Raw genomic sequence first — 10,911 nt, 5'->3', positions numbered from 1 at the left:
GACAGGGGTTCGCCACCCTCGCTGGATGAGATTGGTGCGTTACCTGACCGTTACCTCAGCAGTCCGTCGGCTCCGATCAGGGGTCGAGCAGGACTCGCATGGCCTCCGTGAGCACGCGGTTGCCGGCACGGAGCGCGACGACCTCCGCCTCGAGGGCCGCGATCTCGTCAGTGTGCGGCACCGGAGCGCGGGCAGCGACGGGGGTCGGGGCAGGAGGTGCGGGCTGGGTCTCGACGTCCGGTCCGGCTTCGCGGTCCGCCTCCGCCTCCGCCTCCGCCTCCGACTGGTGTTCTTCGTCAGGCTCGACGTCCGCGTCCGGCATGACCTCGGGCACCGGCACCGGCGCAGGCTCGATCCGCGTCGTCACGACCTGCGAGAACTTGGGACGGGGCTTCCGGGCCGGCTTCTCGGGCTCGGGTGCCGCCTCCTCGACCCAGGCGCGCAGCGTCTGCTGCGGGATGCCGAACTCGTCGGCGACCACCGTGAGCACGTTGCGGTCGCCCGGCTTCGTGGCCCTGCGCTCGAGGACCCGCGCGGTCGCCGCCTCGCGGGTGTCGTCGTCGTACCACTCGTCGTAGGGCATGCGCCGATTCTAGGGACGGCTGCGCGGCCACAGACCGCACGGCCGCGGACTCGTCACGGTCGAGTCGTCACCGAGGGAGCGGGAACGACTCCACCCATGTGGTGAACGAGTCGAGGTCGTCGCCCGCGAGCACGGCCTGGGGCGCGGCCTCGACGGGGCTCACCACGAAGGCGAGCGAGCGGTCGGGGAGGTGGGCGGTGACGTCGCCCACGACCGACGACCGCGCGGCCGCCCGGGGCCACGCGAGGTAGACGGGCCACTCGGCGCCGACCGACTCGACGATGCCCTGCCGGTCCGCCACGAGGTCCGTGAGCTCGTCGTGCCTCACGAGCACACGGGCGACCCCGTCGGAGAGGGCGACCGCCGGCAGGGCTCGTTGCTGTCGGGGGCCCTCGCGAAGGGTGGCCGCCTCGGCCGTCAGCCCCGCTCCCGACCACGGAGCGACCGCGTCGAGGGTCGCCTCGAGGGCTGCCGCGGCCGCGGCGTCGGCCTCGGCACGCGCCTGTCGCCTGCGCTCGAACACCGCGCCCTACGCCGCGATGTCGAAGACGACGACCCGGGCGGCCGAGTCGCGCAGGAAGCCCGCGACCGGCAGGTGCTCGGGGTGCGGGAGGTACGCGTCGAGGGCGGCCCGGTCGCGGAAGCGGACCACGAGCATCCAGTCGAAGCCTCCCTCGAGGCCCTCGCCGCTGACGGTGGGGCCGCTCGACACGGACAGCACGCCGTCGATGGTGGTCAGGTGCTCGTCCGACAGCTCCGTCGCCCTCGCCGTCGCGTCGACCCCGTCGTTCCACTCCGCCAGCACCACGTGCAGCACCTCTGTCGTCTCGGCCATGTCGCGTTCCTCTCGTCGCCGACCGGCTCCCGGTCGCTCGTCCCAGCCTGGACCCCGAGGAGGCGCAGCGCCGGGGGCGCCGACGGCCCGGGCAGGCAGAGTGCCCGGGCGCACAGAGAGAGGAGCGACGCATCATGGTCGGACGCGGCTGGCCGGGGGGCGAGTCCCGGGCCGCGCGAAGCTGGGAGCCAGCCGGAGGTGCGTGACGGGAGGGGAGCGGCACACGACTTGATGGGGAGTCCTGCACCGCACCTCCCCCGGGGAGATGCGGGCGAGCAGGGCCGAGACCAGGAGGAGCCCCGTGGCCGAGAAGGACACCACCGACACCGCCGCAGCCGAGACGCGCACCGACGACGGCCGCACCGGAGCGCGCCTGCGCGACCAGCTGAGCAGCCGGGCCGACCAGCTGAGCAGCCGCGCGATCGAGCCGATCGTCAAGGCCGTGCGCGGCGAGATCGGCAAGGCGAAGGCCGAGGTCGCCGACCGTGCCCGAAGTGCGCGCACCGGACTCGTCCTCGTGGGGGTCGGCGCCGTGCTGGCCGTCGTCACCGTCGGGCTGCTCGCGGCCGTCGTCGTCGCGGCCCTCGCCGTGGCGCTGCCGCTCTGGGCCGCGACCCTCATCGCCTTCGCCGTGTTCGCGATCGCCGCGGCGGTCGTCGTCAAGGTCGGCGTCTCGGCGCTGGGACGCGGCGTCCCGCCCGTCCCGAGGGACACGATCGCCGGGCTCGGGTCGCGGCGCGGCGAGGCTGAGCAGGCGCGCGACCGCGACTGACCTCGTCAGCACCAGCACCAGCACCAGCACCAGCACCAGCACCAGCACCAGACAGCACCAGCACCAGCACCAGACAGCACCAGCACCCGACAGCACCACCACCCGACAGCACCACGTACCCGAGAGACCCGCACCCATGGCACGTCAGACCCCCGTCAGCCGCTCGACCTCCGAGCAGCGCACCCAGCACGCCGAGACCTGGTCGAGCGGCGCCCGCTACGCCTCCGAGGCGCTCGGCGCGTTCCTCCTCGTGCTCGGCGGCGTCGGCACCGCCGTGCTCGCCTCGTCGTTCCCCGACGACGGCAACGCCGTCGGGGTCGGGTTCCTCGGCGTCGCCCTCGCCTTCGGCCTGAGCGTGATGGGCGGCATCTACGCCGTCGGCCACATCTCGGGCGGCCACTTCAACCCCGCCGTCACGGTCGGCTTCGCGATCGCCGGACGCACCGAGTGGCGCCACGTGCCCGGCTACGTCGTCGCCCAGGTCGTCGGCGGCCTGGCCGGAGCGGGCGTGGTCGCTGCGGTCGTCGCCGACGGCCCCTCGGGTGCCTTCGCGGCCGCTCGCGAGTCGGGCTTCGCCTCCAACGGGTTCGGCGCGCTCTCGCCCGGCGGCTACGGCCTCGGCGCCGTGCTGCTGATCGAGGTCGTGCTCACCGCGGTCTTCGTCGGCGTCATCCTCTCCGTGACCGCGAAGAAGGAGTACGCCGCCCTGGCGCCCGTGGCGATCGGCCTCACGCTGACCCTGATCCACCTCGTCAGCATCCCCGTGAGCAACACCTCGGTGAACCCCGCCCGCTCGATCGCCGCGGCCGTCGTCGCCGGGCCCGACGCGCTCGGCCAGGTGTGGGCGTTCATCGCGGCGCCCCTGGTCGGTGCGGTCGTCGCGGGTGTGGCCCACCGCCTCCTTCGCCGGCCAGCCCGCAAGGGCTGATCCGCGGGGGCCGATCCGCACGGTCGACACGCGCCTACGATCCCGACGACACGCACCACGAACCCCACGACACGACGCCCGCACCGAGCGGGCAGAGGAGAAGACACCCCATGAGCGAGTCCTTCAGCGACAAGGCCAAGCGCGCCGCCAGCCGCGCCCTCGACGAGGCCGAGCGCCGGTACGCGGCCCCCGGCGACCGGGACGGCAGCACCTCTGCGGGACGCGACAGCGACGGCCGCGGCGGAACCGGTGGGCTGAGCAGCACCGACCGGCTGCTGCAGAAGGCGAAGGAGGCGGCCTCCGAGGTGCTGGACCGCACCCAGGACCGAGGCGAGCGGTTCGCGGACAAGGCCGGCCGGGCGACCTCGGACGTCGTCGACCGCACCGTCGGATCGCTCGACACGGACGACGAGGGCACGGGGGTCGCGGCGTTCGTGCGTCGGAACGCACGGCGTCGACCCGTCGTCACGGTCGTGGCGGCCGTGCTCGTCGGGGTCGCCGTCGGCAAGACCATCAGCAGGTAGCCGGGCACCCCGCGGATGCGCACTGGTTCGTCACAGGACTTCCCAAGCGGCCGCAAATCAGTGACACTTACTCAGAACCTTTCTCGATGCGACGGCGCACCCCTGCGCAGACGCCGTGATGGGGGGATCACCGTTCTGCCGCCCCTCACCCGGCGCGGCTCACTCTGAGAAAAAGGATCACCAGTGAAGCAGTCCCGCATCTTCTCCGTGGCCGTGGCGTCCGCCGCGGTCCTCGGTTCCGTCGTCGCCGTCTCCGGCACGGCGAACGCCGCATTCGACCCCGACACGGCTGACCGCGTCACCACCAACGCGCAGCTCGGCCAGGAAGTGCCCGGCACGCCCTACCCCGCCACCGGCTGGTTCCAGGGCGCCGTCACGGCCCCCGCCGGCACGGTCACCTTCGACGGCGCCGGCCTCAACTCGGCCGGCGGCAACGTCCAGCTGCTCAACGCCTACGACGCGCCGGCCAGCACCCTGACCGACCTCGTGCTCGACGCCGACTTCGCGTCGCTCGGGGACGCGACCTTCCAGGTCCCGATCTTCGCCAACGCCACGGGCACCGGCACCCAGTTCACGACGCTGCGTCCGGTCGCGACCGGCGACGCCGGCTTCACCGCCACGAGCCAGTGGGTCACCTCGCAGGCCCTCGGCACCTACGCCGCCGGCGCCGTCGCGACGCTCGCCGAGTTCCAGGCCCAGATCGCCCAGATCGACGCGGGCGGCGACCAGGCCGCCGCGGCGACCATCCTCGCCTACGGCTTCATCACGCCCGACCCCCTGACCTCGTCGGTCCAGGCCGTCGCGTTCGGTGACGAGAGCACGTGGTTCATCCCCGCGCCCTCCGGCACCTACGTGCCCGCCACGCTCACCGTCTCGCAGGTCAGCACGACCGGCATCGCGGTCGAGGGCGCCGGCTTCTTCCCGGGCGAGACCCTGTCCGTGCTGTTCTCGAACGAGAACGCCCAGAGCTCGGGTGACCAGGACATCGTCCTGACCGCCGACGCCCAGGGTCGCATCGCGGCGAACATCGTCATCCCCGCCGACCAGCTCCAGGGCCCCGGCACGTACATCATCAACCTGATCGGCGACGACTCGGGCATCGCGCTCGAGGGCGTCGTCACGGTGACCGCCGACGCCGCGGTGGCACCCGTGCCCGCCGGCCCGGTCGCCCCGGTCGCCGTGCCCGTGCGCGCGAACGCCGCGTTCACCGGCTAGTCAGCACCGCAGCACCTGCACCACCCGGAGGGCCGTCCGACGAGAGATCGTCGGGCGGCCCTCCGTCGTTCGCGCCACCGCCAGCAGGCGAAACGCGTCGATGCAACACGGTGTGGTCCGCATATGCCGACAACGCCGTTCGCGAGAACTGGATTTCCCGGTGTTGCAGCCCACGTTCTCGCCCGACCGTCGGCATCTGCGGGACGCGCCCGCGCCTCCTGCGGTCGGAATTCCCGCCGCCGGATCTGAGCCCGCAAAAGCCGACCTGAGCGCCTGCAATGACGGGATATTGAAGTGGTGCGGGCTGCGAGGGGGCCTGAAGGTCGGCATTTGCGGAGATGCGAGGGTGCGCAGTGGCGACCGCAGGAGGTGCGCGAGCTCCGAGCGGGACGGACCCGCGCCTCCTACGGAGTCGCCTCGGACGGGGACTCGCGGCGCACGGGCCCCTCGCCCACGACGTGGTGCCGTCCGAGCGGCAGCATCATCGGCGCGCCCGTCGTAGGGTCGTCGACCACCCGGCTGTCGAGGCCGAAGACGGCCCGGACGCAGTCCTCCGTCAGTACCTCGTGCGGCGTGCCCGCGGCGTGCACCCGCCCGTCGGCCAGGGCGACGAGGTGGTCGGCGTAGCGCGCGGCCAGGTTGAGGTCGTGCAGCACCATCACCACCGTGGTGCCGCGGCTGCGGTTGAGGTCGGTGAGCAGGTCGAGCACCTCGACCTGGTGGCTCACGTCGAGGAAGGTCGTCGGCTCGTCGAGCAGCAGCACGTCGGTCTGCTGCGCCAGCGCCATCGCGATCCAGACGCGCTGGCGCTGCCCGCCCGACAGCTCGTCGACCGAGCGGTCGGCGAGGCCGGTGGTCTCGGTCGCCTCGAGCGCCTCCGCGACGGCGAGGTCGTCGGCGGAGCTCCAGCGCGAGAGCAGGCCCTGGTGCGGGTGCCGCCCCCGGCCGACCAGGTCGGCGACCGTGATGCCCTCGGGCGCGACGGGCGACTGGGGGAGCAGGCCGAGCGTCCGGGCGAGCTGGCGCGCGGGCGTCCGGTGCACCTCGGCACCGTCGAGCACGACCTGCCCGGCACGCGGCTTGAGCAGGCGCGACATCGAGCGCAGCAGCGTCGACTTGCCGCAGGCGTTCGCGCCGACGATCGCGGTGATGCGGCCCGGCGGCACCACGAGGTCGAGGTCGTCGACGACGACGCGGTCGCCGTAGCCGAGGGTGAGTCGTCGGGCGACGAGCGAGTGGTCGGTGGTCACAACGAGCCTCCGGCACGGTTGGTGCGGACGATGAGCCAGATCAGGTAAGGGGCACCGAGCACACCGGTGACGACCCCGACGGGGAACCTCGTGCCGAGCGCGAACTGCCCCACGACGTCGGCGACGAGCACGAGCAGCGCCCCGACGAGCGCCGACGGCACGAGCAGCGAGCCGTGCGGACCGACGATGCGCGCCGCGATCGGGCCGGACAGGAAGGCCACGAACGCGATCGGCCCGCAGGCCGCGGTCGCGAACGAGATGAGGCCCACGGCCGCGAGGATGACCACCAGCCGCGTGCGGTCGACCCGCACCCCGAGGGCCGAGGCGGTGTCGTCGCCGAGCTGCGTGACCGAGAGGTCGCGCGACCGCGAGAGCAGCACGGGCGTCAGCACGACGAGCGCGACCAGCACCGGGACGACCTGCGGCCAGCTCGTGCCGTTGAGGCTCCCCGTCAACCAGCGCAGCGCCTCCTGCAGGTCCCACTGCGCCGCGCCCGACAGCACGTACGCCGTCAGGCTGTCGAGCATCGCCGCGACGCCGATCCCGACGAGCACGAGGCGCGTCCCCGCGACGCCGCCTTTCTTCGACAGGAGGTACACGAGCACGGCGACGGCGAGCCCCGCGGCGATGGCGAAGGCCGAGACCTGCGCGTCGTCGAGCGACAGGGTCACGATGGCGAACGCGGCGGCGGCGCTGGCGCCCGAGCTGATGCCGATGATGTCGGGGCTCGCGAGCGGGTTGCGCAGCATCGTCTGGAACGTCACGCCGCCCAGGCCGAAGCAGAGGCCGGCGGCGATCGCGAGCACGGCCCGCGGCAGCCGCAGGCGACCGACGGTGAAGGAGGCGCCCGGCACGTCCTGCCCGAGGACGACGCCGAGCACGTCGCCGGGCCCGTAGAAGGTGCGCCCGACCATGAGGGTGAGCACGAAGACGGCCAGCACGGCGGCGGCCAGCAGGCCGATCACCACGCGGCGACGGCGGCCGCGTCGGGCACGGCCGCGGGCGACGTCGGAGGCGACGCTCGCGATGCGGGCGGCACGGTCGTCGCGGGTGTCGCCCGCGTCGAGGGCGGCACCGGCAGCTGTCGAGGAGGCGCCCCTCGCGGAGCGCAGGTCGGCGCCGCTCACAGCGCCCTCAGCTTCGCGCGGCGGACGATCCAGATGAAGAAGGGGGCGCCGATCAGCGCCGTGACGATCCCCACGTCGATCTCGGCGGGCCGGGCGACGACCCGCCCCACCACGTCGGCGGCGGTGAGGAGCACGGCGCCCCCGACGGCCGAGAACGGCAGCAGCCAGCGGTGGTCGACGCCGGTCAGCAGGCGGCAGGCGTGCGGCACGACGAGGCCGACGAAGCCGATCGGGCCCGTGACGGCGGTCGCCGCCCCGCAGAGCACGACGGCGCCGAGGGCCGACAGCCCGCGGACGACCGCGACGCGCTCGCCGAGGCCGGCCGCGAGCTCGTCGCCGAGTGCCAGCGAGTTCAGCGCCTTGGCCGAGAGCAGGCAGACGACGAGCCCGACGGCGAGGAACGTCAGCACCTGGCCGAGGCTCGAGAACGTGCCGCCGCCCACGCCGCCGATCTGCCACGAGCGGATGCTCGCCGAGATGTCGCCGCGGGGCAGCGCGACGGCGGTGATGAACGAGGCGAGCGCGGCCGAGGTCGCGGCCCCGGCCAGGGCCAGCTTGAGGGGGGTGGCGCCTCCTCGTCCCAGGGATCCCACCGTGTAGACGAACAGGGCCGTGGCGGCGGCGCCGACGATCGCGACCCAGACGATGCTGGTCGCGGCGCTCAGGCCGAAGAACGCGAGACCGGTGACGACCGCGAGGGAGGCGCCCGTCGTGACCCCGAGGATCCCCGGGTCGGCCAGCGGGTTGCGCGTCACCCCCTGCATCACGGCCCCGGCGACGGCGAGGGCCGCCCCCGCCACGACGGCGAGCAGGGTGCGGGGGATCCGCTTCGCGACGGAGGCGCGGTCGAAGCCGTCGGTCGCGCCTCCCAGCGCGGCGAGGACGTCGTCGACCGACACCGACCGCGAGCCGATCGTCAGCGACAGGACCATGACGACGACGAGCACGCCCAGCAGCGCGAGCAGCCAGGCGGCACGGAGACGCCTCGGACGGCGCACGGCGGCGACGTCCGAGGCTGCCCCGGAGGTGGTGGTGACGGTCACGCTGGTGCTGGCTGCTCTCGGCGGCTCGGCTGGGGGCTACTTCTGCGACGCCTCGGCGAGGAGGTCGGCGTACTCGGCGAGGATCCACGAGATCGACAGGGGAGTCGGGTTCGCGGCCGTGCCCAGCGGGCCGGTGCTCGGCAGCGCGACGATCGCCTTGTTCGCGACGGCCGGCATCTGCGACAGGACGGGGTCGCCCTCGAGGGCCTGGACGAGCTCGTCGTCGCCGTACGTGACGATCACGTCGACGTCGTCGAACGTGTCGGCCGTCTCGGCGCTCTGCGTGAGCGAGAACAGGTCGGTCGAGTCGGACGCCTCCTGGATGCTCGCGGGCTGCTCCAGCCCGAGGTCGTCGAAGAACTGCACGCGGGTGTCGTGCGTCGTGTAGAAGCTGACCTCGCTGAGGTCGGTCGTGTCGACGTGCGTGAGGAACATCGCGGTGGAGTCGGTCAGCTCGGGGTGCGCGTCGGCGACCTCGGCGATCTCGCCCTCGAGCTCGGCCACGAGCTGCTCGCCCTCGGCGGCCATGCCCATGCCCTGGCTGTTGAAGGCGATCATGTCGCGCCAGGAGGTGCCCCACGCGGTCTCGGGGTAGGCGACCACCGGAGCGATCTCGCTGAGCGTGTCGTAGTCCTCCTGCGTCAGGCCGGAGTACGCGGCCAGGATCACGTCGGGCTCGGTGTCGGCCACGGCCTCGAAGTCGACGCCGTCGGTCTCGTCGAACAGCACGGGGGCCTCGCCGCCGAGCTCCTCGAGCTTCTCGCTGACCCACGGCAGGACGCCGTCCCCGTCGTCGTCGCCGAAGTCCGCACGCGCCATGCCGACCGGGACGACGCCCAGCGCGAGGGGCACCTCCTGGTTGGCCCAGTTCACCGTGGCGATCCGCTCGGGCTTCTCGTCGATCGTCGTCGTGCCGAGCGCGTGCTCGATGGTGACGGGGGTGAAGTCGCCAGAGCCGGTGCCGGCCGCGTCGGTGCCGGCGGACCCGGCGTCGGTCGAGCAGGCGGTCAGGCCGAGGGCCAGGACGGAGGCGGCGCTCAGGGCGAGGAGGCGCGAGGTGCGGGACATGGGGGCCTTCCGGAGGTGGGGCGAGGGCGGTGATGTGCGGTGCGAGGGAGGTGCAGGCGACTCGGTGTCGCGAGCCTGCCGCGGCGCGGGCCACGACTGCGGGAGGCGTGGAGGACGTGCCGCGGGCACGACGGATCGCCCGGTGTCGGGAGGGCACGCCGGGTGCGTGCCGCGTCGACGGACAGCCCCTCTCGCCGGTGCTGTCCGGCTCGGGGGCCCTCACGGGTGATCGCCGTGTTAGGTGTGCCTTACCTTACCTGGGACGACGGATGTCGGCAACCCGTCTTTCCGCAGATGCCGACCGGGGGGCTCCCATGTCGCGCGACATGCCGCGGAGGAATGTGCATCCCGGGCGTGTCAGTCGGCATTTGCGGAGGTGGGGACGCCGGCGAACTCACACGGAGAGTGATCTTGCTCCGCGCGGCGGCTGGGCCGGGCAATTCGGGTGCGCACGGTGCCGATCACTCTCAAATTACGGGCACGACCAGGGGCACGACCAGGGGCAGGGGCAGGGGCGAGAGGCGAGGAGGCGGGGGCGAGGAGGCGGGGCTAGCGGGCGACGAGCTCGCGGGCGGCGGCGAGCACCGCGGCGTCGTCGACGCCGCGCAGGCGCAGCAGCTCCGGGCCCGAGCCCGACTCGCCGAACTCGTCGATGCCGACGCTGATCCCGTCGAGCCCCGCGTAGCGGCCCCACGGCTGCCGCGAGCCGGCCTCCACCGTGACCCGGGCCCGCAGCGACGGGGGCAGCACCTCGTCCCGGTAGGCCCGGGGCTCCTGCTCGAACCACTCGAGGCACGGCAGCGACACGACGCGCACGTCGACGCCCTCGTCGGCGAGAAGCCGCGCGGTGCGGAGCGCGACCTGCACCTCGCTGCCCGTCGCGATCAGAGCCAGGTCGCCACCGCCTCCCTGCTGCCAGAGAACGTAACCGCCTCGGGGCGTTCCCTGCTCCGTGGCGTCGCCTCCCTCGAGGTCGGGCAGGGCCTGACGCGACAGGACGAGCGCGGTCGGCGCGACCGTCCGGTCCGAGCCCGCGGGCCGATCCCCAGAGCCGAGGAGGCGCCGCCACGCCGCGACGACCTCGCGCGCGTCGCCGGGACGCACGACGTCGAGACCCGGCACGGTCCGCAGCGACGCGACCTGCTCGACCGGCTGGTGCGTCGGCCCGTCCTCGCCGACGGCGACGGAGTCGTGCGTGTACACGTACAGCGCGGGCAGCTGCATCAGCGCCGCGAGGCGGATGCTCGGCCGCGCGTAGTCGCTGAAGGCGAGGTAGGTCGAGCCGTAGGGACGCCACAGCCCGTGCAGCGCGACGCCCGACATGATCGCCGTCATCGCGTGCTCGCGGATCCCGAAGTGCACGAAGTCCCCGCCGGGCAGGGCGGCGCTGACGGCCTCGCCCGGGATCCCGACGTTCGTCGACGACGAGAGGTCGGCCGAGCCGCCCCAGAGCCGGGCGGCGCCGTGCACCGCGCTGAGCACGGCGCCTGAGGTGGTGCGCGTGGCGGCGCCGTCGTCGACCGCGACGTTCGCCAGGGCCGCGGCCACCGCCTCCTCGTCCACGCC

Annotated in this window: 12 protein-coding genes; 4 read left to right on the top strand and 8 right to left on the bottom strand. The window is 73.6% G+C overall.

Translation table 11 applies throughout. From position 1 onward, the window contains the following. Positions 1 to 76 precede the first annotated feature (76 nt). From RWM17_RS08370 to RWM17_RS08360, 3 genes are all read right to left on the bottom strand, one after another. Positions 77 to 583, bottom strand: coding sequence for a hypothetical protein (locus RWM17_RS08370; protein WP_314102650.1), 507 nt, complete (start codon positions 581 to 583; stop codon positions 77 to 79). Positions 584 to 650: 67 nt separating this feature from the next. Further along, positions 651 to 1,106, bottom strand: coding sequence for a hypothetical protein (locus RWM17_RS08365; RefSeq protein WP_314102648.1), 456 nt, complete (start codon positions 1,104 to 1,106; stop codon positions 651 to 653). 6 nt (positions 1,107 to 1,112) lie between these two features. Next, a complete protein-coding gene (locus tag RWM17_RS08360; protein WP_314102646.1) occupies positions 1,113 to 1,418 on the bottom strand; it encodes a Dabb family protein in 306 nt (101 codons plus the stop codon). A gap of 301 nt (positions 1,419 to 1,719) precedes the next feature. Between RWM17_RS08360 and RWM17_RS08355 the strand changes: the two genes are divergently transcribed. From RWM17_RS08355 to RWM17_RS08340, 4 genes are all read left to right on the top strand, one after another. Next, entirely contained in the window at positions 1,720 to 2,190 is a 471-nt protein-coding gene (locus RWM17_RS08355; protein ID WP_314102644.1) for a phage holin family protein, read from the top strand. Positions 2,191 to 2,326: 136 nt separating this feature from the next. Next, positions 2,327 to 3,118 carry an aquaporin Z gene (gene aqpZ, locus RWM17_RS08350; protein WP_314102642.1) on the top strand — a complete coding sequence of 264 codons (792 nt, stop codon included), beginning with the start codon at positions 2,327 to 2,329 and terminating at the stop codon, positions 3,116 to 3,118. Between the two features lie 110 nt (positions 3,119 to 3,228). Then, entirely contained in the window at positions 3,229 to 3,642 is a 414-nt protein-coding gene (locus tag RWM17_RS08345) for a hypothetical protein (RefSeq protein WP_314102640.1), read from the top strand. Positions 3,643 to 3,825: 183 nt separating this feature from the next. Beyond that, on the top strand, positions 3,826 to 4,857 hold the full coding sequence (locus tag RWM17_RS08340; protein WP_314102638.1) for a hypothetical protein: 1,032 nt from the start codon (positions 3,826 to 3,828) through the stop codon (positions 4,855 to 4,857). 404 nt (positions 4,858 to 5,261) lie between these two features. Here RWM17_RS08340 and RWM17_RS08335 read toward each other — a convergent pair whose 3' ends face one another. From RWM17_RS08335 to RWM17_RS08315, 5 genes are all read right to left on the bottom strand, one after another. Then, complete coding sequence (locus RWM17_RS08335; protein WP_314102636.1) at positions 5,262 to 6,107, bottom strand: ABC transporter ATP-binding protein; 846 nt, start codon at positions 6,105 to 6,107, stop codon at positions 5,262 to 5,264. Beyond that, the gene (locus RWM17_RS08330; protein ID WP_314102652.1) at positions 6,104 to 7,135 is read right to left on the bottom strand and encodes an iron ABC transporter permease; all 1,032 of its coding nucleotides are present in this window, start codon (positions 7,133 to 7,135) and stop codon (positions 6,104 to 6,106) included. The genes RWM17_RS08335 and RWM17_RS08330 overlap by 4 nt, the downstream gene beginning before the upstream one ends. A gap of 95 nt (positions 7,136 to 7,230) precedes the next feature. Further along, positions 7,231 to 8,277 (bottom strand): iron ABC transporter permease, encoded by a 1,047-nt coding sequence (locus tag RWM17_RS08325; RefSeq protein ID WP_314102634.1) that lies wholly within the window; start codon positions 8,275 to 8,277, stop codon positions 7,231 to 7,233. Positions 8,278 to 8,313: 36 nt separating this feature from the next. Then, positions 8,314 to 9,345: an iron-siderophore ABC transporter substrate-binding protein gene (locus RWM17_RS08320; RefSeq protein ID WP_314102632.1), complete on the bottom strand. Its 1,032-nt coding sequence runs from the start codon at positions 9,343 to 9,345 to the stop codon at positions 8,314 to 8,316. Positions 9,346 to 9,894: 549 nt separating this feature from the next. Next, positions 9,895 to 10,911 (bottom strand): transketolase-like TK C-terminal-containing protein (locus RWM17_RS08315; RefSeq protein ID WP_314102630.1); only part of this gene is annotated, 1,017 nt, incomplete at its 5' end.

This window comes from uncultured Frigoribacterium sp., from assembly GCF_963515265.1.
GTDB lineage: Bacteria > Actinomycetota > Actinomycetes > Actinomycetales > Microbacteriaceae > Frigoribacterium.
The sequence above is the reverse complement of the archived record's forward strand: the minus strand, read 5'-3'. Positions and strand labels throughout refer to the sequence as shown.

What these genes read in the sequence shown, in the direction of transcription:
- RWM17_RS08370 (WP_314102650.1), bottom strand. Translation starts at nt 583, where the DNA reads ATGCCCTACGACGAGTGGTACGACGACGACACCCGCGAGGCGGCGACC.
- RWM17_RS08360 (WP_314102646.1), bottom strand. Translation starts at nt 1,418, where the DNA reads ATGGCCGAGACGACAGAGGTGCTGCACGTGGTGCTGGCGGAGTGGAAC.
- aqpZ (WP_314102642.1), top strand. Translation starts at nt 2,327, where the DNA reads ATGGCACGTCAGACCCCCGTCAGCCGCTCGACCTCCGAGCAGCGCACC.
- RWM17_RS08345 (WP_314102640.1), top strand. Translation starts at nt 3,229, where the DNA reads ATGAGCGAGTCCTTCAGCGACAAGGCCAAGCGCGCCGCCAGCCGCGCC.
- RWM17_RS08320 (WP_314102632.1), bottom strand. Translation starts at nt 9,345, where the DNA reads ATGTCCCGCACCTCGCGCCTCCTCGCCCTGAGCGCCGCCTCCGTCCTG.